This is a genomic window from Algoriphagus oliviformis, assembly GCF_017254915.1.
GTDB classification, from domain to species: Bacteria; Bacteroidota; Bacteroidia; order Cytophagales; family Cyclobacteriaceae; genus Algoriphagus; species Algoriphagus oliviformis.
This window is the reverse complement of the sequence record NZ_JAFKCT010000003.1, coordinates 1-22,856: the sequence shown is the minus strand read 5'-3', so window position 1 is coordinate 22,856 and position 22,856 is coordinate 1. Positions and strand designations below refer to the sequence as shown.

Below are 22,856 nucleotides of genomic sequence, written 5' to 3'. Positions count from 1 at the left end.
TTTTACAAAAAATCCAGGAAAAATCAACCTATAGTGCAATCAATCACTCGATAGCGAGCGCAGTCCTGACCAAAGATTCTTCCGATCCGGAATTGATCATGATCATGAGCTTGTCGCCGGACCGGAGCTCGGTGGCGCCGTTGGGCGTGATGAACTTGTTGTTGCGGTTCACCAGGACGATGAGGGAGGTTTTGGGGAAGTTCAGCTCCAGGATTTGTTTGCCGTCCACCGCCGACTGGGCGGGGAGCTCGACCTCCACGAGGGCGTTTTTGAAGTCTTCGGAAAGCTCCAGGTCGAGGAGGCTCTTCCGCTTCAGGCCCTCTGGTACGGCCAGATGGAGCCATTTGGCGACCTTGGCAAGGGTGGTAGCCTGTAGCGCGACGGAGGCGATGACGATGAAGAAGACGATGTTGAAGATCAGGTTGCTCTTGTCCACGCCCGCGATCAGGGGAAACGTGGCAAAGACGATCGGCACCGCTCCACGCAGCCCCACCCAGCTGACGAATAGCTTTTCGCGGTTTTTGTACTTGAAAAAAGAGAGGGAGGCCCAAACCCCAAGCGGTCGGGCGATCAGGATCAAAAACATGGCAATGACGAAGCCCAGGCCGATCACCGGCCAAACCTGCGTCGGATAGACCAGCAGTCCCAAGGTCAAGAACATGACGATCTGCATGAGCCAGGCTATCCCGTCAAAGAAACGGATCAGGCTCTTGTGGTGGAGCATCCGGCTTTGGTTCATGGTGATCGCGCTGAGGTACACCGCGAGAAAGCCATTGCCCCCAATCAAATCGGTCAGGGAATAGACCGATACCACCAGCCCGAGCATCAAGACTGGATACAGCCCCTCGTACTCCAGATGGATCTTGTTGATCAGAAAGACAATTCCTTTTCCCAGCAAAAATCCCGCTGCCGCCCCCAAAACCATCTGCTTCAAAAACATCGGTACGAGGTCCACCGGGCTAAAGCCGTCCAAGCTGAGCCAGGAAGTCATTCCTATGGTCAGGAAGAAGGCCATGGGGTCGTTGCTGCCGGACTCAAACTCCAATAGGGGACGGAGATTGCCCTTGAGCCCGATGCTTTTGCTCCGCAAAATCGAAAATACCGCCGCCGCATCCGTGGAAGAGACGATGGCCCCGAGGAGAAGGCCTTCCTTCCAGCCCAGATCCGCCACCCAGCTGGCAAACAAGCCCACCGAAACCGCCGTCAGCAATACGCCCAGTGTAGAGAGCATGAGCCCCGGCTTTAGTACCGGCCTGATGGATTCCCACTTGGTGTCCAAGCCCCCGGAAAACAGGATGTAGGTCAGGGATACGATGCCGAGAAACTGCGTCATTCCGGGATCGTCAAAAGCGATATTGCCTATCCCGTCGGTACCCGCCAGCATGCCGACTCCCAGGAAGAGCAGGAGCACCGGTATCCCCGCCCTGCCGGCAGTCTTGCTGGCTAGGATGCTGAAGATCAAAAGCAGTGAGCCTACTAAAAGGATGTTTTCAATGGTGATTTGCATCAAAAAGGTCGGGTTGGTCGCCGGGGCGAAGAATTCAGACTGCAAGAAGTTAAAAAAATCGGAAAGAATTTGGTTCCGGCGAGGGACTTTGGCGGGAGAAAAAGTGAATCTGGCTCTCCGCAATCATGCCAGTAGTCGAGTTTGCTTGTTCAATCGAGCTTGTCTGCTCAGGCAGTAGGAAAGCCCCCGCCACCCTGGGCAGGCGATGAGCGAAGTGCGGAGTTTTGGCGAAGCTTGCCATTGCACTTTGCATGGCAAAACCACGCAACTACAGGTATGACAGCTGACCTGCTGTGGAGGCGGCCAAACCGAAAATGCCTAAGCTTGATTGCCTTTTCTTGCAAAAAGTGACGGCTCTAGGGACGAGCTGTCAGTCCACCTTTACGTCATAGGTAGGAACCAGCTCCCTATGCCACTCGATCAGCGACTTGTTGACAAAGACAAATTGATAGATCTCATCCTCGTAGGGATAGTTGCGGTAGGAAAGCACCTCGATCTCATCTTCACCTTGCATGCGTTTTTCTGAGATGGTATAGTAGTTTCCCAGTACCTCGATCAGTTGCTGTTTGGACATGCCGAGTTCGAGTTGGCTCATGGATTTGGCGTTCATGCGAGATAGCATTGCGGGAGAACAGGCGGCAAATACCGCAATCAGTAGGAGTGCTGGGAAAAGATGCTTCATGGGGAGTTTTTCTTAGTTCCTACGAACGAAAGGATGCGTGGAGTTGCCAGTTGATGCTGTTTGGGATTGTTTTCGGCTGGAGATCAGTTCTTTTGTTTTTCTCACGGAGCAGTCCATCACTATTTTCTTTCTAAAAAGAAATACCTGCTAGGACTTATAATCCCAGCAGGTATTTTCTTGATACTAATGTCTTGATACTAGCTACTACTATCTTGCTACTTACGATATCGTCGATCCGCTGGCAGTGCCTTCGTGTGGAGTAAGCAGCTTGAGTTTGCCGTCTTTGTCCTCGGCCATCAGGATCATGCCTTCGGAGTCGATGCCCATCATCTTGCGTGGAGCGAGGTTGATCAGCATGGTGACTTGCTTGCCGATGAGAAACTCCGGCTCGAAATGCTCCGCCACGCCGCTGAGCACCGTGCGATGGCCGAGGCCGGTGTCCACTTTGAGCTTGATCAGCTTTTTGGATTTTGGCATTTTCTCGGCTTCGAGGATGGTCACGACCCGCATGTCCAGCTTTGCAAAGTCATCGTAGGTGATCAGCTCCTTCATCGGAGTGACCGGGGCGTTGGCAGCTTCGTTCATTTTTTTGGCGTCCAAAAGTTTCTGTACTTGTTTTTCCACGGTTTCGTCTTCGATTTTTTCGAAGAGCAAGCCCATCTCTCCTAGGGCTCGGTTGGCCTTGATGAGCTCGCCATTGCCTGCTTCGTTCCATTTGCCGGCTTCGATGTCAAAGAGATCGAAGAGCTTCTTGGCGGTATGGGGAAGGAAAGGCTCGGAAACGATGGCCAAGTTGGCGGCGATGTTCAGGGCGATGTTCAGGATGGTCTTGGTGCGGGCCTCGTCGGTTTTGATCTCCTTCCAAGGCTCAGTGTCTGCCAGGTATTTGTTGCCCAATCGGGCCAAATCCATCACCAGACCAAGCGCCTCGCGGAAGCGGTAGCGCTCGATGGAAGCAGCGATTTTATCCGGGAATTCTGCCAAAGCGGCCAGCACTTCCTCATCATAGCCTCTGAGCTCGCCTCTTTCAGGTACGATTCCTTGGAAAAACTTTTGCGTCAGCACCACGGCACGGTTTACAAAGTTGCCATAAATGGCGACGAGCTCGGAGTTGTTTCGGCCTTGGTAGTCCTTCCAGGTGAAGTCGTTGTCTTTGGTCTCCGGCGCATTGGAGGTCAGTACGTAGCGGAGCACGTCCTGCTTGCCTGGAAACTCCTCCAAGTATTCATGCAGCCACACGGCCCAGTTGCGGGAGGTGGAGATCTTGTCGCCTTCCAGATTGAGGAACTCATTGGCGGGGACGTTGTCCGGCAGGACGTAGCCTCCGTGGGTTTTCAGGATCGCCGGGAAGATGATGCAGTGAAAGACGATGTTGTCCTTGCCGATGAAGTGGACCAGCTTGGTGTCTTCGTCCTTCCAGTAGGGCTCCCAGTCTTTGCCTTTCTCGGCGGCCCACTCTTTGGTGGAGGAGATGTAGCCGATGGGCGCGTCAAACCAGACATAAAGCACTTTGCCCTCTGCTCCCTCGACGGGAACGGGGATGCCCCATTCCAGATCGCGGGTCATGGATCGCGCCTGTAGCCCGTCTCCGGCCTCCAGCCAGGAGCGGCACTGGCCCAGCACGTTGTTTTTCCAGTCCTCGGCATGGTCTTCGAGAATCCACTTTTTCAGATAGTCCTGATAGCGGGCCAGGTCAAGGAACCAGTGCTTGGTTTCTTTCAATACAGGCGTGTTGCCGCTGAGCTTGGACTTGGGGTTGATCAGGTCGGTAGGGCTGAGGGAGGTGCCGCATTTTTCGCACTGGTCGCCATAGGCGCCTTCATTGCCACACTTCGGGCAGGTACCCTCGATGTAGCGGTCCGCGAGGAATTGCTTGGCTTCGGCATCGTAGTACTGCTCGGTGACCTGCTCCAGAAATTCGCCCTTTTCGTACAGATCCCTGAAGAAATCCTGCGCGGTCTCGTGGTGGATCTGGGCGGAAGTGCGGGAGTAGTGGTCAAAGCTGATCCCAAAGGCCTCAAAACTTCCCTTCATCATCTCATGGTAGTGGTCCACGACCTGCTGGGGAGTTTTGCCTTCCTTTTGGGCTTTGATGGTGATGGCTACGCCATGCTCGTCCGAGCCGCAGATGTAGGCCACGTCCCGGCCCTGGGAGCGCAGGTAGCGCACGTAGATGTCGGACGGCACGTAGCACCCAGCCAAGTGGCCGATATGCAGCGGGCCGTTGGCGTAGGGGAGGGCCGAGGTGACGGTGTAGCGTTTGGGGGTTTTATGACTCATGGTTTGTGCTTTTATTCAATTTGGTGGGAAAAGCGACTTTAGGTGGTCGTCTTTTGGAAATAGTGGGTTGGATGACCGATGACCGATGACCGAAGCAAGGTCTTCAGCTGGAAATTCGGTCAGGAGGTGTTTTGGTGTTTTTAAGTACGTCTCTGATAAACTCGTTTTTGGAAAGCAGGTAGTTTCCCCGGTCGTTTTTGAATTTGGCGGCGGACTCGATTTTTAGCTTTTCGTAGGCTTTGGCGAGGGTTTCATCGCTTCTGAGCCGATCCCTATAGGCGATTTGGTTCACCATGAAGTTGTCGCCGGGACACATGTGGATGTGGAAGATCTGCTCTTTCACGCCGTCCAGGTTGTAGCCTTTGCCAAAGGACATGTAGGCCTCGATATCGTCCCGCTTTGGCACCAGGAAGTAGGTGAAGCCGATCTCCGCCAGGGCAGCGATCAGCTCCTCGCTGAAGAGATGCTCCGCCGGGATCACGATCAGCAGATCGATGTAGGGCTTGGCTTTGATGCCGGGGATGGAGGTGCTGCCGACGTGCTCGATCCGCTCGGGGGAAAAGGCGGAAATCCTGGAAAGGACCAGCTCTTTTTCCCGCTGGAAGATCTCCTTCCAGGCCGGGTTGTGCTCCTCCAGATGGATCGGGAAGAGGCGATTCCAGTCTTCTTTCTTAAGCTCGTACAGGGGGCTGCCCATCTTTTTCTTTCTTCAAAAACAGAGGCCAAAGATAGGGAAAAGCCCCAAAGGCTGGGCTAGGCGTTTTGAAATTCGTTGCGCGCTTCCTCGGTCAGGATGCCGTTGTAGATGATGCTGATGGCCTGCTCAAAGGCGTCGGAGGGAGGCATCTTGGCTCCTTTTTGTATGGCCTCGGGAAACTGCCCGACAAACTTCGGATCCCAAAGGGACTGGACCGCAGCCGCGTAGAGCATCACGACCAGGCTGACATTGATCCGGGGATTGACGAGGCCCTGCCGGGTGCCCTCCTCGATCAGCTTGGCAAAGCGCAGGTGTGCGGACTCGTTGATGTATTCCCGCAGGTCCTGCCAGACCTCGGGCGCGTGTTCGCGGAGGTCTTCGAAAAGCTCCGGATTGATCGGCGCCAGGTAGGTGGCCACCACACTGAGGAAGGAGCGCAGCTTTAGCGGAAAGGCCAGGTAGCGGTTGTCCACGATGGCCTCGACCTTGGCGGTCATCTTGGTGCGAAGGAGCTCAAAAGCCTCGGCAAGTAGCTCCAGCTTGCCAGGGAAATGCTTGTAGAGCGTCTTTTTGCTCATGCCTATCTCCTGGGCAATGTCGTCCATGGTAGTATGGCGGTAGCCCCGATCCAAAAAAAGTCGGTAGGCTACGTCAAGTATCTTGCCCTCGGGGCTGTTGGTCTTACTCATGGTCGGGGAGGATTGGGGGGCAAAGATAAAGGAGGGGATCGGGTATTGAAAAAATCCGGCGAACCGAAAAGCCTTTTAGTCGATGGGGATTGCAAAAATGGGAGTCCGGGCGCATCGAGGCGAGGCCTGGCGACCCGGCGCTCTTGCGGGATTATCCAAGCTGCCCCGCTTGGGGCGCGCCGGCGGCGTTTAGCCAGATCCCTGATTTTAAGCAAAAAATAAGAATACAATTTTTCAAAGGCGGGGAATAAGCTTTTCTTTTGCTTAGCTATGCGAATTCTGATAGTAGAGGACGAATCGGGGATTTCCAATTTTCTCAGGCAGGGCTTGGAAGAAGAGGCCTTTGCCGTGGATGTCGCCGACAACGGCCGGGAAGGACTGGACCTGGCCCTCTCCGGCAACTATGACCTGCTGCTGCTGGACTGGATGCTGCCCGGCATGAGCGGCATAGAGCTGACCAGGCAGTTTCGCAGGGATTTTCCCCAGACCCCCATCATTTTTCTCACCGCCAAGGACACCCTCGACGAGACGATCTTTGGATTGCAGTCCGGCGCCAATGACTACATCAAAAAGCCCTTTCACTTTGAGGAGCTGCTGATGCGGATCCGGGTGCAGCTGAGGGGAAAAGAAGGGACGGAGGAAAGGCTGAGTCTGGGGCCGATCAGCTTGTTTCCCGAGCGGCACGCCGTCCAAAAAGGGGAGGAAGAGATCCTGCTCACCCAAAAGGAGTTTGCCCTGCTCGAGTACCTCATCCGCAACAAAAACAAGGTCTGTCGCCGTACCCGCATCATCGAGAGCGTGTGGGACATCCACTTCGACTACAATACGGGCGTGATCGATGTCTTTATCAATTCGCTGCGCAAAAAACTCAACCTGCAAAAGGACGAAGATTACATCCAGACGATCCGGGGAGTGGGCTACATGGCTAAGGAATTATGAAATCGAGCATCATGAAACTGAAGAAGAAGGCTGACTGCGAAGTATGCGAGATTCCATGTGGCCATAAAGATCAAATTACGAACACATGAAACTGGCCTACAAGGAGCGGATCGCCTGGAGGCTGACATTGGTCACCTCGCTGATCATTTTGGCGGTGTTTGCAGGGATCTATCTGGTCGTCCAGGTCACCGTGGTCAGCAGCATCGACCGGGAGCTGGGGCTGGAGACGGACAAGCACCGCAGCCAGATCTTTCTCGTCGATGGGGAGATCCGCTTCCTGCACAAGGACGAGTGGCAGGAGATGGAGCACAGCCAGATCCAGCTCAACCCCATTTTCATAGAAATCGTCGATCTGGAGGGGAACTCCATGGACCGCTCGCCCAACCTGCGTGCCAACCACCTCAGTTTTTCCCCCGAAAAGTCCGCCCAAAAAGAGGCCTGGACGCTGAAGATCGGCGCCAGTGAGGTGAGGCAGATGCAGATCCCCCTGGTCAATGCGGGCAAGCACGAGGGATATCTGCTCTTGGCAAAGTCGTTTGAGGATTCCCGCGAGCTGCTGGACAAGCTCCGCAACGTCCTGCTGATCCTCTATCCGGGTATCCTGCTGTCCCTCTTCCTGACCATGCGCTACCTGGCCGGAAAGAGCATCCAGCCCATCCGCCAGATCATCGACAAGACCAACCAAATCAGCCAAAGCAACCTCAACGAGCGTGTGCCCCTCGCCGAGCCCAACGACGAGATCGGCCAGCTCACCCGCTCGATCAACGAGCTGCTGGAGCGGGTCGAAGCCTCGCTGATTCGGGAAAAGCAGTTTACCTCAGACGCTTCCCATGAGCTCAGGACGCCGCTCTCGGTGCTGCGGGGCACGCTGGAAGTCCTCATCCGCAAGCCCAGGACCCAAGAGGAATATGTGGAAAAGATCAAATCCGCCTTTGCGAGCATAGACCGCATGTCGGCGACGATAGACCAGCTTTTGGCGCTGGCCCGGGAGGAAAAAGGCAAGTTTTCCGTCAGGGAGGAGCTTGAGCTGATCACGTTTCTCGAAGAGGTCACTGACCAGAGCGCCAAGGAGCAGGGCCGGGAGGTCCGCTTCCAGTGCGAGGCGAGCACGCCGATTTTTGTGAGGGCCAACGAGCAGTCCCTGCAGATGATCCTGAGCAATCTGATCCAAAACGCGGTGAAGTACTCGCAGCCCGATGCCGAGGTCCTCGTCAAGACCGGGGTCGCCGAGGGTACTCCCTACATCGAAGTGTGCGACGCCGGCTCCGGCATTGCCGCCAGGCACTTGGACAAGATTTTTGATCCCTTCTTCAGGGAAAAGGAAGTCGTGGACCGCGCGGTGCCCGGTACCGGACTGGGCTTGGCCATCGTCAGGAAACTAGCCCAGGAGTCCGGAATCCGGGTTTCCGTCTCTAGCGAACAGGGCAAGGGCAGCACCTTCAGGCTGGAGCTCCCCGATTCTTAAGCGAATCTTAAGAATCGTCTAAGACAGGCCTAAGCTTGGCCAACGAACTTCGTTGGAAAATTTGGCCGGCACATGCTAGATCGCATCATTCAGTGGAGTATAGGGCATAAGCTCATCATTTTCATTTTTATCGCCCTTTGGCTGGGCTTTGGGATTTATTCCCTCTCGCACCTTTCCATAGGCGCGGTGCCCGACGTGACCAACAACCAGGTGCAGGTCATCACCACCTCCCGCAACCTTGCCACGGAAGACGTGGAAAAATACCTGACCTATCCAGTGGAGTTGGAAATGGCCAACCTCCCTGGGGTGAAAGAGATTCGCTCTGTTTCCAAGTTTGGCCTGTCGGTGGTGACCATCGTGTTTGAGGAGGACTTGGGTACCTACCTGCCCCGGCAGCTGATCTCCGAGCGCTTGATCATGGCTCAGGAGCGCATCCCGGCTGGATTCGGGACGCCTTTTATGGGGCCGATCTCCACGGGTCTGGGCGAAATCTACCAATACATCATCGACGTAAAGCCGGGCTACGAAGACCGCTACTCCATCACCGACCTCCGGACGATCCAGGACTGGGTGGTGCGGCGGCAGCTGGCCGGCATCGAGGGGGTCGTGGAGATCAATACTTGGGGCGGCTACCTCAAGGAATATGAAGTGGCCATCAACCCCGAGCGCCTGAAGGCCATGGACATCAACTTGTCCGAGGTGTATGAGGTCTTGGGGAAAAACAACTCCATCGCCGGGGGCAGCTATATCGAAAAGACCAACGAGAGCTTTTTTATCCGTGGCGAGGGACTTGTGGGCAGTCTGGAGGACATCCAAAATATCGTCGTGGAGGTGAGAAATGGCGCTCCGGTGTTCATTCGGGATATTGCCGAGGTGGGCTTTGGCCATGCCAACCGCTTTGGCGCGATCACCGCCAACGGGGAAGGGGAGAAGGTGCTCGGCCAGGTCATGATGCTCAAGGGAGCGGACGGCAAGCGCACCATAGACCGGGTGAAAGAGCGGATCGCGGAGATGGAAAATACCCTGCCCGAGGGCATCGTGATCAACGGATTTCTGGACCGCTCTGACCTGATCGGCAGAACGACCTTTACCATTGCCGAAAACCTCATCCTAGGCTGTCTGATCGTGGTCTTTGTCGTGGTCCTGCTGCTGGGCAATTTCCGCTCGGGCTTGGTCGTGGCCTCGGTCATTCCTTTGAGCTTGCTCTTCGCGCTGTCCTTGATGTACATTTTTGGAGTGGATGCCAATCTGATGAGCCTAGGAGCCATAGACTTCGGGATCATCATAGACGGAGCCGTGATCATCGTGGAGTACATCGCCTTCAGGTTTGCCAAGTCATCCGCGCTGTTTGCCGGACTTTCCAGAGGGGACAAGCAGGCTGAAAAAGACAAAATCGCTCTGGAGGGCGCCACGAAGATGATGCATTCGGCGGTGTTTGGGCAGATCATCATCATCATCGTCTTTATCCCTATCCTCTCGCTTTCCGGGGTGGAGGGGAAAATGTTCCGCCCCATGGCCGAGGTGTTCAGCTTTGCGCTTATCGGCGCCATGATCCTCGGCTTGACCTATGTGCCCGTGGTGTCTTCGCTTTTCCTCAAATCGGAAGCGCCCGGCCCAAAAAACGTCTCCGTCAGGCTGATCAACTTTCTCAACAAGAGCTACGAACCCACCATCAACTGGGCGCTGAGACACACCAAAGCGGTGTTGGCTGGGGCTTTGGTCATCCTCTTGGGTGCGATTTTGCTTTTCTCCACCATGGGCTCCGAGTTTGTGCCTACGCTGGATGAGGGGGACTTTGTGATCCAGCCGGTGCTGAAGACCGGCACCACCCTGACCAACACGGTGGAAACCGTGACCAAGATGGAAGAGATTCTGCTGCGGTTTCCCGAAGTGAAGCAGGTCGTGACCCGCATCGGGGCGGCGGAGATTCCCACGGATCCCATGTCCATGGAGGAGAGCGACGTGATCGTGACGCTGCATCCCCCCTCGGAGTGGACCACGGTGGAGAGCAAGGACGAGCTGGCGGAGAAGTTTAAGCAGGCTCTGGAGGTCATTCCAGGCCTAGACTACGAATTTACCCAACCCATCGAGATGCGCTTCAACGAGCTGATCACCGGCGTGAGGGCAGATTTGGCGATCAAAGTGTTTGGGGAAGACCTGGACGTGCTGCTCAGGACGGCTCAGGAAATCGAAGCAGCGATCCAAGGAGTGGAGGGCGCGGCGGACATCATTCTGGAGAAAGTGGACGGACTGCCCCAGATGAAAATCGAGTACGACCGGGCCAAGATCGCCAAGTACGGGCTAAACGTAGAAGATCTGAACCAGGTCGTGACCATGGGCTTTGCCGGAGTGAGCGCGGGGACGGTCTTTGAGGGGGAAAAGCAGTTTGACCTCGTCGTGCGCTTTGCGGAGCCTTTCCGCAAGGATATCTCCCATCTCGAAAATGCCGCCATCCAGCTTCCCAACGGCGGAAGCATACCCCTACACGAGCTGGCCAAGATCTCCTACACCAAGGGGCCGGCCAAGATCTCCCGGGACGATACCCAGCGCCGCGTGGTGATCGGGGTCAACGTGCGAAATCGGGATCTCCAGTCCGTGGTGGACGATATCCAGGGCATCGTGTCCAAGATCAACATCCCCGAAGGCTATCGGGTGGACTATGGGGGGCAGTTTGAAAACCTCCAGCAGGCCCGGTCCAGATTGCTCATCGCGGTCCCCGTGGCCCTGGTCCTGATCTTTATCCTGCTGTATTTCGCTTTTTCCTCCGCGCGAGATGCCTTCATGATCTACACGGCGATCCCCTTCTCGGCCATAGGCGGCGTACTTCTGCTCTGGCTTCGCGACATGCCCTTCAGCATCTCGGCGGGAGTGGGCTTCATCGCCCTCTTTGGCATAGCCGTGCTCAACGGCATCGTGATGATCGAACACTTCAAATCCATGAAAGACAACTACACTTCCATCCGAGAGCTCGTCGTGGTGGGCGCCAAGGAGCGCCTCCGTCCCGTGTTGCTCACGGCTTCTGCGGCAGCGCTGGGCTTTTTGCCCATGGCGGTCTCCGGATCCGCCGGGGCCGAGGTGCAGCGTCCCTTGGCGACCGTGGTCGTCGGAGGCCTGATTTCGGCCACGCTGCTGACCCTGATCGTGCTGCCGGTATTGTATGTGCTGTTTAACTCGCGGGAAAAGGGCAGCGCCAAGCTTCCCAAGCCCACCAGCCTGCTGGTGCTACTGATGCTGGGGGCGACGGTACCGGCTTTCTCCCAGAGCGAAAGCCAAACGCTGAGCCTGCCCCAAGCCCTGGAGCTGGCCAGAGCCCAAAACCTGGGTATCAAAGCCGCAGAGAAAAGCCTGGAATCTGCGTCTGCCCGGAGCCGCGCGGGCTGGACCATTGACAAGACCGAGCTGTACTACGGAGTGGACAAAAACGACATAGCCGAAAACGGGATCTACAACCGGGTATGGGGCCTGCGCCAGAGCTTTGATTTTCCCTCTCTCTATGCTGCGCAAAAGGACCTGCTCGCCGCTGGAGAGCTGCAGTCCTCCGCCGAATTGCAGCTGGCCGAGCGCAGGCTGGCCAAGGAGGTCAGCCAGACTTTTGTGCGGGCGCTGTACTGGAAAAACCTGGAGGAAAACTACGGGTTTCTGGACAGCCTCTATGGTCAGTTTGCCCGCGCATCGGCTAGGCGACTGGAAACCGGGGAATCCAACCTGCTGGAAAAGCTCACCGCCGACAGCAAGCTGAAGGAAATGGGACTGAAAAAAAACGAGGCAAATCGAAACCACGAGAATGCCAAAAGACAGTTGGCACGCCTGCTAAACCTTGAGGGCGAGTTCGCGCTGAGCAGCGGGGACATCCACCTGGCCGAACCCATGGATCCCGAAAGCCATCCCCGGCTGCTCCGCTACCAGTCTGAGCTCCTGCAGGCCGAGAGCCAGGTCAAGGTGGACCGCAGGACCATGCTTCCGGATGTGAACGTGGACCTCTTTCGCGGTACCAATCCCGGACAGGACGCCAAGGTCTATCCGGGCTTTCAGGCAGGCATAGGCATTCCCCTTTTCTTTGGCTCCCAAAGTGCCAAAGTCAGGGCGGGAAAGCTCCAGGAGGAGCAAATCCGGCTGGAGACAGAGGCCTTTCGCCTGCAGCTGCAGACTGACCTGGTGAGGCTGGAAGCTTCCCTGGCCCAGAGCCGCGAGGTGATGGACTACTACGAATCCGAGGGGGAGGAACTGGCCGCGCTGATGCGGAACCAGGCCAACAGGTCTTTTGCCGAAGGCGACATAGACTTCCTCCAATACGTGCAGCTCATCGAAAACTCCCGCGGCATCACCCTGGCCTACCTCCAGGCCAAGCTCGACTACCAACTCACCCAACTCGAACTCCTTTACCTCTCCAACTGATGAAAAGCTATCAATTCCATATCCTTGCTTCCTGCGCTAGCCTGGCTCTTCTGTCGGGCTGTGGGGAAAACAAAACGGCCCAGCCAGAGGGCATTGAGGTCTCCCAAGCTCCAGCCGGGGCAGGAGGCGTTTTTCTGACCAACGAACAGTTTGATGCCATGGAGATGGCCTGGGGCAATCCCGTGCAGGGGGATTTTTCGCGGGAAATCAGCGTGCAGGGCACCGTGGAGGTGCCTGTGGAGGGAAGGCAGGAGGTTTCCGCCTATTTCGGCGGATACGTCAGTGGGCTCAAGCTCATGGAGGGGCAGTCGGTGAAGAAGGGCGAAGTGATCTTTTACCTGGAAAATCCCGACTTCATCCGCCTGCAACAGGACTACCTGGAGACCCATAGCCAGCTGGCCTACCTCCAGGCGGAGTATGAGCGGCACAAGACACTGTATGGGGAGCAGATCTCTGCGCAGAAAAACTACCTCAAAGCCGAGGCGGACTACCAGGCGGCTTTGGCAAAGAGCCAGAGTCTAAAGAAACAGCTCGGCCTGATCGCTATCGATGCGGAGCGCCTGAGCCCCGCGACGATCCAGTCCAAAGTGCCCGTGTTTTCGCCCATAGCGGGCTTTGTGGAGGAAGTGCATGTCACGCCGGGGGCTTTTCTTCCGGCAGCGGGCAGGGCCGTCTCCCTGCTGAGCAAAGAGCACCTGCACATCGAGTTGGTCTTGTTTGAGAAGGATGCGCCCAAAGTCCATCCAGGCCAAAAGGTGGAGGTCTCCCTGCCGGACAGTCCGGGCGAGAGCATGCTGGCGCAGGTCTATCTGGTTGGCCAGTCCATCAACTCTGAGCGGCAGATCAACGTGCATGCCCATGTCCTCGACGAAAAGGAGGAGCAAAGGCTTATCCCCGGAACCTTTGTACAGGCGCGTGTGCAGCTCGACCCCAAAAACTCCTGGGCCCTGCCCGAAGATGCGCTGGTGGAGGTGGACGGGGCGTATTTCATCCTGGTGCAGCAGGGAAAAACCGCCCAAGGCTACGAACTGGCCAGGGTGAAGGTGCAGCCTGGTGCGATAAGCCAAGGCATGGTCGCCATTGAGCCGGTGCAGGGATTGGACGAGTCTGCGCTGGTCTTGGTCAAGGGAGGGTTTAATTTGCTTTGAGAGAAGTGGTCAGTAGGCAGTAGGCAGTCTGCAGCCGCAGTGGGCAGTAGGCAGTTGCAGTTATCAGGCTCAGTTCGCAGTGGGCAGTCTCAGTTCGCAGTGGCACTTACGAGTTGGGAGTCATAGCTCATACTGCTTCGTGCCTCGCAGTGACGACGCTGGAGTGGTTCCTTGGCAGTCAAAGTTCAGGCTGCTTCGTGCCTTGAAGTGGGTAGTGGGCAGTCGCAGAGATCAGGCTCAGTCGCAGTGGGCGGTCTCAGTTCGCAGTGGCACTTACGAGTTGGGAGTCATAGCTCATACTGCTTCGTGCCTCGCAGTGACGGCGCTGGAGTGGTCCATGGGCAGTCCCAGTTCAGAGTGATTCGTGTCTTGGAGGGGTCAGTCTCATTCCGCAGTGGTCAGTTTGCAGAGGGCAGTCGCAGTGGGCAGTCTCAATTCGCAGTGGCACTTACGAGTTGAGAGTCATAGCTCAGACTGCTTTGTGCCTTGAAGTGGGCAGTGGGCGGTCGCAGTGATCAGTCTCAGTTCGCAGTGGCAGTCGTACTTACGAGTTGGGAGTCATGGCTCAGACTGCTTCGTGCCTCGCAGTGACGGCGTTGTGTCTCGCAGTGACGGGACTGAGAGCAGTCCTTGGTCGGTCACAACTTAGACTGCTTCGTGCCTCGCAGTGACGACGCCGGTTGGTTCCTGGGCAGTCAAAGTTCAGACTGCTTCGTACCTCGCAGTGACGGCGTTGTGCCTCGCAGCGACGGGACTGAGAGCAGTCCGTGATCAGTGTCAGCCATAGCCGCCTATAGATCACCTACACTGCCGACTGCCACCGCCCACTGCAAACTGCTTCTGCCCCCGTGCAAACAGCTTCTGCCTACTGCCACTGCTCACTGCCACTGCCTACTGCAAACTGCTTCTGCCTACTGAAACCTGCTACTGTCCTCCGTCCTTCTTGCCCATGAGCAGAAAGTCGCTGACCACGACCTCGGTGATGTATTTTTTCTCCCCGTTTTTGTCCGCGTAGGAGCGGTTGGTCAGCTTGCCTTCCACGCCTACTTCGGAGCCTTTGTCGGTGTACTTGGACAGGATCTCCGCCTGCTTGCCCCAGATGACGAGGTTGTGCCAGGTGGTTTCGGTGACTTTTTCGCCCTTTTGGTTTTTGTAGGTTTCGTTGGTGGCTAGGCTGACATGGCCTACGACTTTGCCGGATTCGAGGGTTTTGAGATCGACTTTGGCACCCAGGTGGCCGATGAGCTGTACTTTGTTTCTTAGCGTGTTCATGGTGTTGGAAGTTTGAATGTGAAAGATTTCGCCAGAGGCTTGTTGATAGGCCAAAGTTCAGGGCGGGGCGGGGAAGCAGTCGGTAGCTAGTCGCTTGTATTCGACAGTAGTCGATTGTTGTCGGATAATGTGCGGAAAAAGGCAATGAAGGCCGTTTTTTTATTCCAATGTTTTTAGTAGGTTCAGCACGGCAAGGGAGGGATATGAAAAATACACGCAACTAGTTGCGTGTATACGGATGTTGTGCTTCATGCAGAAAAAATCAAAATGAACATTCAAGAAGGATATAAAATTGACGAACCCGACATTTTCATTCCTTGGGACATTGACGAAAAGACTTTGACCGAGAAATTGAATGGACATGACTTTAAGCATGTAACGACAGGTTATTACACTATTCCTTGCAAATCCTTGAATGGACTGAGCTGTATACTCGGATTTCACTTTGAACCCAGACAAAATGGAATTTTAAACGAGTTGGAATTTTTTCGAACAGACTACAGCGACCAAGAAAAATCATTTAACGACTTTCAATCCCACTTCAAAAAGGAATTTGGAAAACCAACTTCAGAATCGGACGGAAACGAAGGATTTAAAAACTATGCTTGGAATTTTGAGTCGGTTCAAATAGTCCATTATGTGTTCGACAGATTTGGACCAGAAGAACACATGAGAATCAAAAAAATAAAAAAGCACGAAAGCACAACAACAGCTATAAGCAAGCGGGCGGATAGTACTAAACGAAACGATAATACTTTAAACAAACTTTGGTCTTGGTTGACAGGAAAGTAGCTTCTAAAGCCCGCCTGCTCATAGCCAAACCGTTACCGGTCATGCTAAAAGAAGACAGTGCAACCATAAAACCACACAATAAATGAATAGACAAGCCAACGCTTCAGCAAAATCAAAAGAGCTGCAACCCATCCTACAAGCCGACACAGATGCAGCACATTTGCTTTTGCCCAACCGCACACCAAACAATACAATGACAGATAAAATTTAGAATTTCATGGCGACTGATATAAACATAAAAAGCTTATTCCCAGCACTAAGAAATACTCAAGTTGCTAGGCCTGCAACAGACATTTTTAATACATCCTTTATTGGAATTGACTTTGGAACGTCAACAACGGTTGTTTCAATTGCAACAATAGACAAAGAGACGAAGGAGATTACCACTAAACCAATTTGGCTAAATCAAAAACTGGATGATGGAGCAATAATGTCATCAGAAAAAATTCCAACAGTAATTGCTTGGCATAACAATCAGCTATTGGTTGGAAAAGGTGCGGCAGACTTAAAATATCAGCTAAAGAAAGGAGTAAATGTTTGGTATTCCTTCAAAATGGAACTCGGAGAAGACCTAGGCTCCAAGTATTACAATAGCGAACTTGATAGAAATAGTAGCTCTCCAATTCTTAACCCAAAAGACGCAGCGAAAGTCTTCTTTCAATATCTCAAAGCACAAATAGACAGATATATCAGGACGAACAATTTGCCGACAAACATGCAGTTTGCGGTAAGTATACCCGCTTCATTTGAAGCAAATCAACGGAAAGAACTGATTTATGCCCTAGAGCAAAACGGAATCTCAATCAACAAACAATCCCTCATTGACGAGCCAAATGCAGCTTTTTTAAGCTATGTTCAAGTTTCATCAAGTGAAAACAATCCATTGACATTACCAGAAGGAGATAATCCCAAAGTTTTAGTATTTGATTTTGGAGCAGGAACTTGTGATGTTTCTATCCTTGAGCTAGGCAAAGACTTAAATGGCATCTATTCAAAAAATCTTTCTATTTCAAAATTTGAAAAACTTGGTGGAGATGACATTGACAGACTCATTGCAATTGATTTTTTGTTTCCACAATTACTTAAAGAAAGCGGAAAAACTCATGAAGATTTTAGAACTCCCGAAAAGAATCGAATAATAACTCAATTGCTCAAACCAGCAGAGCAACTGAAAATAATGATTTGTGAAAACATTTCATTGAAAATGAGTAACCGTATTCTGCCTAGTGAATCTATAAGCAAGGATTACGTTTCGGTTGGCAACAGAGTAGAAATTGATACTAGGAAAGGATTATTAACCCTTTCAGAACCAAAGCTGTCATATGCTGAATTTAACGAAGCTATGAAAGCATTCTTAAAATCGACCTCCTTAGTTCCATACAGAACAAAGAATGTGACAGATGAATTTGCAACAATTTTCAGTCCTATTCAAACAGCATTAAAGAAAGCATCTTTGTCAAAAGACGAAATCGATTATGTTCTTTTCATTGGTGGAAGTTCTAAAAACCCATACGTTCAAGCAGCATTAAAGGAACATTTCAAAGAATCTGAACTTTTGATACCGAGAGATTTACAAACACACGTTTCTACGGGAGCTTCAATACATTCTTTAATCTACAACGGCTTTAATAAAAATATCATACAGCCAATTACAAGTGAACCATTCCTTGTAATCACTAAAGACGAAACTCCAAAAGTAATTCTCAAAGCAGGAACGCATATCCCTTGTGACCTTATTGTTATTGATGACTTAGTCACAAGCCAAGATGGACAACAAGCCATTGAACTTCCAATCTGCCTTGGAAACGTTAATAAGCTACTTTACAACATTAAAATAGTTAGCAGCAGTTCAAGTGGATTCAAGCGAAATACACCTGTAAAGCTTGAATTAGAAATTACAACAGACAAGTTGTTGCTAGCCAGGGCTACTTCAGTTGGGCAATCTGTTATGGTGGAGCCTATAAATCCGTTTGCAAATAAAGAACTGACAACCGAACAAAGAATAGTCCTCAAAGCAGAAAGGCAAGCAAACATTGAAGCTGAGCAAAATGGTGGAAAACCCACAAAAGCCGGACTTGAAGCACTTTACAAAGCATATGAAAAGGTTGGCAATGATTTAAGAGCAGCCGAAACTCTAGAGCTTTTAAATGAAATATACCCTAGCATTCACAACTATAATCAAATAGGAGTTCTTTTTTCTAGTGCAGGTTATGACGAAAAAGCTCTTGAATATTACGAATTAGCGTATCAAAAGGATAAGGATGCTACAACAGCATTCAATTACGCATACAAACTAAAAAGTAAGGATAAAGCGAAATTCAAAGAAATCTTAGAAGAGTCTCTAAGATTAGAACCAGATAAACCTCACAGTCTATATGAACTGGGAAAACTTCTTAAAAGTGAGCAAGACCCAAAAGGAAAAGAGATGATTCAAAAAGCTTTTGAAAACTGGAAAAGAAAATTTGAATCCAACCGTATGAGTGAAAGCGATTACGGTTGGCTTTCCTCTGCCGCAGATGAATTGGGCATGAGAGATTTTGCTCAACAAGTGAGAGATTCGAAACCAAAATTCAACAGGGAAAAATTATATAATTCAGAGAACCTAACAATAACTTCAAGAGAAGAAGGAATTATCAAAAAATAAAATCAGAAAACTATGGCATGGATGATAAGAGAAGACCAACTAGACCCTGACCAAAGGGAATTTATAAATGTTGAGTCTAAAAAGTCGGGCAATATTTGGGTAAAAGGATTTGCAGGTAGTGGCAAATCAGTTCTCCTAATCCATTCCCTAAAGAATGTTTTACAAAAAGAACCAAATGCAAAAATTGCAGTGGTTGTCTATACTCACTCCTTAATTGACATGTTCAAGACGGGGATGAAGGAACTTAACATACCAAGTTCAATTCCAGTGATCACTTACATAGAGTTTTGCGACAAAAACTCACAAAACTTTGATTATATATTTTGTGATGAAGTTCAAGACTTACCAAGTCGTGTTCTATACGCAATGAACAATAGATCAAGAAAAGTTATTGTTGCAGGTGACTCCAATCAATCAATTTACGATACTGACCCAAGATGGAATGAACCAGTAGTTAATCCAAGTCAGGTTGGTGACATTATTAATGCAAGGGCATTTTCGTTGAATATGATACATCGTTTGACGAGAAGTATAATTGCAGCAGTTCAAAAATTACTTCCTTCAATGAACATTTGGGGAGCAAAGCGTGACCTGACTAAACAGGACGTGAATATCCGATTATGCGAAGCATCAAGTGAAACAGAAGAAGTAAAATACATTTACCAAGAAGCACAGAAGGGCGCAAATGTTGGTGATACATCGGTAATTCTACTTCCTACTTTGAACATGATTACAAAGTTCGCAAATCAAGTTCTAAGTGCGAACAACAAACCACAATGGAGTGAAAAGAAGAATAGTTGGAATAAGCCTGATTACGGTGACTTAAATAGACATTTTAGAAATAATGGCATCAAAATTCAATTTATCGGAAGTGGCTATGGTTCATTAAGTGATGCCGAAAGAAATAAGGAAGCAATTCTAATGACTTACCACAGCGCAAAAGGATTAGATTTTGATAATGTATTCCTACCATATCTCAATAACAGTTTTTATTTACATCCGAGTAATGCAAGCACTCTTTTCATGGTAGCTATGACGAGAAGCCGAAAAAATCTTTACCTGACTTATTTTGGTTATACTCATGATTTGGTCGACAAGTTTAAAGGGGAATGCACAGAAATTTCCATTTCAGATATTTTGAATCAGAGAACATCAACACGTTCCAATAACAACTTTGACTTTTAACAATGAAGCATTTCTTATCAATACTCTTAAGGAATCAATTTAATCTGTTCTACAGATTTGGCTATACATATATCCCAAAATGCCAGCTATTAGAATTTGACGGAGTAATTAACGAATCAACAAAGGAAGACTTAATAAGATTGTTTTCCGAAACTACACCATTCGAATGGGAAGAAGAGTATTTGATAGTTCACTTTGACAAGAGTGAAGTATTCGAAGGTCAAGTTATCAATTTCCAAATTCAGGATATTGTAAAAGTTTATCCATTATCTGCACAAGCGAAATCATCAATTGAAACAAAAATTGACCAAAGAATAAGATTAGAAAAGCCAGTTTTTGAAAATATTCTTCCTAATGTTGAGAAGACAATAGAAAAGCATGAACTCGAAAAAGCTATTCAGGCTCTTTGGAATATTTGTGACATTGAAGATGATTTGAATAAATACATCTCAAACATAGGTTTAGACAATATTTTTAACGGACTTGAGAGAAGGAAAATAGGAACCAAGCCACATCAAATAAAGGAAGGTAATTATTGGGAGTACGTTCTTACCTATGACAGATTTGACTACTTTCCTAATTCGATTTTAGGCTACTTCTATGACGCAGGCCAAATATTTGCAAATACAAAAGGTCTCCCCTCTTTTGAAGGAAGTGCATTACATAAGTTCCTGCAAGACATCAATAGCTCAAAGCCAGAAATAAGAATTAAAGAAATTGTCAAGTTGCTTGAGACAGAAGGGCAAGGGAAGAAATACGTTTCACAAACGACTTCAAACGAACAACTACAGTATCTTATTACCCCACTTTATTTGATGTTAAAGGACGAAATCCGAAAAGCTGAAGACATCAAAAGCACAAATCTCTTTAAACACCTTAAAACATTAAAGGAGTTTGGAGCCAGTTTCAATTATGCTATTATCTTATTGGGTGCATTTTTTGGTTTTAAGAAATTCTATGATGCTTACTATGATAATCTTAACCTACGTTTTTATAAATCATACCAACCTGTAAAGGATAAAAAAGAAGAACCAGAAAAAATTGTTTCTAAAAATCAAACTGAATCTAACGAGCCGACTTCATCAAAAGAAGAACCCGTATCTGATGAGAATCAAGGGCTTGAAGATAGACCAAAATCCGAAGAGCATACTATAGCATCAGATCTACAAGAATTGAAAGTGGAACCTGTAATCCAAGATCAACCATTAAATGACCAACAAACATCCGAAGATATAACTGCATCGACAGAACCTATTGTAACTGAAGTTGTGACAAAACCTGAAGAGCAGAAGATTGGAATAAATGACAATAATGATTCTGAATCCAAAGAAAATATCGAATCAAAAAAAGGAGATGAGATTTTGCCGACAGATGATATAAAAAGTGAAGTGTCTGAAAATCCTATTGAACATCTTAAAAAATCAAATTCAGATACTGAAACAGTCATAAGACTAAAAAATATTATCAACGAGTTACTGACAGACAAAACTGAAATGAAACTTACAGATATGGGCAACAAGATAAAAGAAGTTACAGGTCAAAAGATAACCAATACAATTATCAAAAACGTAATCAAATCAATGGACAATGTAGAGATTGTGCCTAAAAAGAAACCAGAAACAGCTAGAAAAATAATAATGCAAGACCTTTTTAATAAGCAGGTTTAACCACTGCATTTGGTGGCACATTTGCAAAACCGCACAAGCCAACGCAGTAGGCGAAGTTTTGCAAAAGAGCCACCAAGCCAACGCACCAAGACAGAACAATATGGACAGACAACAACACGACAGAAAAGAAGCACGAACCGGTAACAAGCGTTTGGCGGCAATGGCGGGTGAAGTGGTTAATTGAACATTCTGCCTCGCATCAACTTTTGTGGTTTATTGACAGTTTTGTGCTCCGAAATCCGCCACTGCGCCAAGCGCAAAAACGTTAACTGCCATTTGAGAAAAAATTATATCTAAAAAATGAGTTTCAGAATAAACAAAGAAAAAAGCATTCTAAAAGAGAGATTAGTATTCAAGGCAAATTGGGAGTTTATTCTTGAGATATTTTTTGAGATTTTTATCTATTTAGGGTCGACAATTATGACAATGGCTATATTGTTGAATCCTAATAATCACATAAATGAAATAGCTCAAACTATAATAATTTTATTAAATATTTTGTTACTGACTTCTTGGTATTTCATTTATAAACTATTAGTAATTGAAATTTCAGACCCTAATAATGACAGAGTTTTATTCGTTAATATCCTAAAAAAAAACTTCCCAGAGTTGAAAATAAATGACACTGGTTTATACATGTTGAGAAGTAAAGGAGATACTAGTTTGTTCAGCTGGGGAAAATCACTGATTGTTATATTTGACGAAAAAAAAATCCTAATAAACCTAACAAATTTGGGACGATACGAGACTAAATCTCCTTTACATTCAATTTCAAATTATTTAAAACTAATGAGAATTAGAAGCGAATTCAAAAAAGAACAAACGGCAGTTAACAACTAGGTTTTCGTTGCGTCCGCAGGACGAACAATGAAACCGATGTTGCACGGAACCGGGGAGGTTCCTATGGGGATTGAGTCGGGATTTTTGGAGCCGTTTGAGTAGGCTGTTCAGGTCAAAAAGTAAATGATGCCTGCCAGAATCCACATAAAGTCAAGATATCGGATCTTTTTCAGCCCTTTCAAGCCTGTTTTGGAAGGGCTTTTTTGTGGTCGGGACATAGCTTCGCCAACCCGATAAAAGTCAGGAATCAGAATGGGGTTGGGACTGGGGCAAAGACTGCCTTTGGCGGGCCGCGTTTGGGCAGGCGCTGGATGCTGACCATGGATTCTTTTTGGCAGCAGGGGCAGTAGCGGGGATTGTGGGCTTCAAGGATTCTGGGCTCCTTTTCCGGGATCGGGATTCCAAGTTCCCGGTGGATCAGCGGAATGGTGATCAGCTTAGCCGAACTGCCCAAGATCCCGAAGTGGCGTATCCGCACCAGTCCCCGGGGCAGGATATGGAGTGAGAATCTCCGGATAAACTCCAGGTTGTCCAGACTCATTTCCAGCTTTTGGGCTCCCTGGCGGTAGTCTTTGTAGCCGAAGGTGATTTGCTTTCGGCCGATGCCGAGGATGCGGTGGTTGGAGATGGCCACTTTGTGGGTATACCTGCCTA

The 22,856-nt window shown here is 49.7% G+C and carries 17 protein-coding genes; 10 read left to right on the top strand and 7 right to left on the bottom strand.

Annotation, left to right across the window (positions count from 1 at the left end; genetic code table 11):
• Positions 1–43: 43 nt before the first annotated feature.
• The 5 genes from J0A68_RS08295 to J0A68_RS08275 all read right to left on the bottom strand — a co-directional run bounded on the left by J0A68_RS08295 (position 44) and on the right by J0A68_RS08275 (position 5,855).
• Complete coding sequence (locus J0A68_RS08295; RefSeq protein ID WP_206577740.1) at positions 44–1,507, bottom strand: potassium/proton antiporter; 1,464 nt, start codon at positions 1,505–1,507, stop codon at positions 44–46.
• Between the two features lie 370 nt (positions 1,508–1,877).
• Positions 1,878–2,189: a DUF3192 domain-containing protein gene (locus J0A68_RS08290; RefSeq protein ID WP_206577739.1), complete on the bottom strand. Its 312-nt coding sequence runs from the start codon at positions 2,187–2,189 to the stop codon at positions 1,878–1,880.
• Positions 2,190–2,408: 219 nt separating this feature from the next.
• A complete protein-coding gene (gene metG / locus J0A68_RS08285; protein WP_206577738.1) occupies positions 2,409–4,469 on the bottom strand; it encodes a methionine--tRNA ligase in 2,061 nt (686 codons plus the stop codon).
• A gap of 103 nt (positions 4,470–4,572) precedes the next feature.
• Entirely contained in the window at positions 4,573–5,166 is a 594-nt protein-coding gene (locus tag J0A68_RS08280) for a GrpB family protein (RefSeq protein ID WP_206577737.1), read from the bottom strand.
• 56 nt (positions 5,167–5,222) lie between these two features.
• On the bottom strand, positions 5,223–5,855 hold the full coding sequence (locus tag J0A68_RS08275) for a TetR/AcrR family transcriptional regulator (RefSeq protein WP_206577736.1): 633 nt from the start codon (positions 5,853–5,855) through the stop codon (positions 5,223–5,225).
• 270 nt (positions 5,856–6,125) lie between these two features.
• On the opposite strand from J0A68_RS08275, the gene J0A68_RS08270 reads away from it, so the two are divergent.
• From J0A68_RS08270 to J0A68_RS08255, 4 genes are all read left to right on the top strand, one after another.
• Positions 6,126–6,794, top strand: coding sequence for a response regulator transcription factor (locus tag J0A68_RS08270; protein ID WP_206577735.1), 669 nt, complete (start codon positions 6,126–6,128; stop codon positions 6,792–6,794).
• A gap of 85 nt (positions 6,795–6,879) precedes the next feature.
• Complete coding sequence (locus tag J0A68_RS08265; protein ID WP_206577734.1) at positions 6,880–8,259, top strand: sensor histidine kinase; 1,380 nt, start codon at positions 6,880–6,882, stop codon at positions 8,257–8,259.
• A 72-nt stretch (positions 8,260–8,331) separates the two neighbouring features.
• Entirely contained in the window at positions 8,332–12,654 is a 4,323-nt protein-coding gene (locus J0A68_RS08260) for a CusA/CzcA family heavy metal efflux RND transporter (protein WP_206577733.1), read from the top strand.
• Complete coding sequence (locus J0A68_RS08255) at positions 12,654–13,802, top strand: efflux RND transporter periplasmic adaptor subunit (protein ID WP_206577732.1); 1,149 nt, start codon at positions 12,654–12,656, stop codon at positions 13,800–13,802. Before J0A68_RS08260 ends, J0A68_RS08255 begins: the two co-directional genes overlap by 1 nt.
• A 924-nt stretch (positions 13,803–14,726) precedes the next feature.
• Here the strand turns inward: J0A68_RS08255 and J0A68_RS08250 are convergent.
• On the bottom strand, positions 14,727–15,074 hold the full coding sequence (locus J0A68_RS08250; protein ID WP_206577731.1) for a single-stranded DNA-binding protein: 348 nt from the start codon (positions 15,072–15,074) through the stop codon (positions 14,727–14,729).
• 267 nt (positions 15,075–15,341) lie between these two features.
• On the opposite strand from J0A68_RS08250, the gene J0A68_RS08245 reads away from it, so the two are divergent.
• The 6 genes from J0A68_RS08245 to J0A68_RS08225 all read left to right on the top strand — a co-directional run bounded on the left by J0A68_RS08245 (position 15,342) and on the right by J0A68_RS08225 (position 22,202).
• Positions 15,342–15,866 carry a hypothetical protein gene (locus J0A68_RS08245; RefSeq protein ID WP_206577730.1) on the top strand — a complete coding sequence of 175 codons (525 nt, stop codon included), beginning with the start codon at positions 15,342–15,344 and terminating at the stop codon, positions 15,864–15,866.
• Positions 15,867–15,948: 82 nt separating this feature from the next.
• The gene (locus J0A68_RS22930; protein WP_262898003.1) at positions 15,949–16,077 is read left to right on the top strand and encodes a hypothetical protein; all 129 of its coding nucleotides are present in this window, start codon (positions 15,949–15,951) and stop codon (positions 16,075–16,077) included.
• A 6-nt stretch (positions 16,078–16,083) separates the two neighbouring features.
• Positions 16,084–18,510, top strand: coding sequence for an Hsp70 family protein (locus J0A68_RS08240; protein ID WP_206577729.1), 2,427 nt, complete (start codon positions 16,084–16,086; stop codon positions 18,508–18,510).
• A gap of 12 nt (positions 18,511–18,522) precedes the next feature.
• Positions 18,523–19,695, top strand: coding sequence for a 3'-5' exonuclease (locus J0A68_RS08235; protein ID WP_206577728.1), 1,173 nt, complete (start codon positions 18,523–18,525; stop codon positions 19,693–19,695).
• 2 nt (positions 19,696–19,697) lie between these two features.
• Positions 19,698–21,362 carry a hypothetical protein gene (locus J0A68_RS08230; protein WP_206577727.1) on the top strand — a complete coding sequence of 555 codons (1,665 nt, stop codon included), beginning with the start codon at positions 19,698–19,700 and terminating at the stop codon, positions 21,360–21,362.
• A gap of 300 nt (positions 21,363–21,662) precedes the next feature.
• The gene (locus J0A68_RS08225; RefSeq protein WP_206577726.1) at positions 21,663–22,202 is read left to right on the top strand and encodes a hypothetical protein; all 540 of its coding nucleotides are present in this window, start codon (positions 21,663–21,665) and stop codon (positions 22,200–22,202) included.
• A gap of 247 nt (positions 22,203–22,449) precedes the next feature.
• On the opposite strand, the gene J0A68_RS08220 is transcribed toward J0A68_RS08225, so the two are convergent.
• On the bottom strand, positions 22,450–22,856 hold a 407-nt coding region (locus tag J0A68_RS08220), incomplete at its 5' end, for a transposase (RefSeq protein ID WP_206577725.1).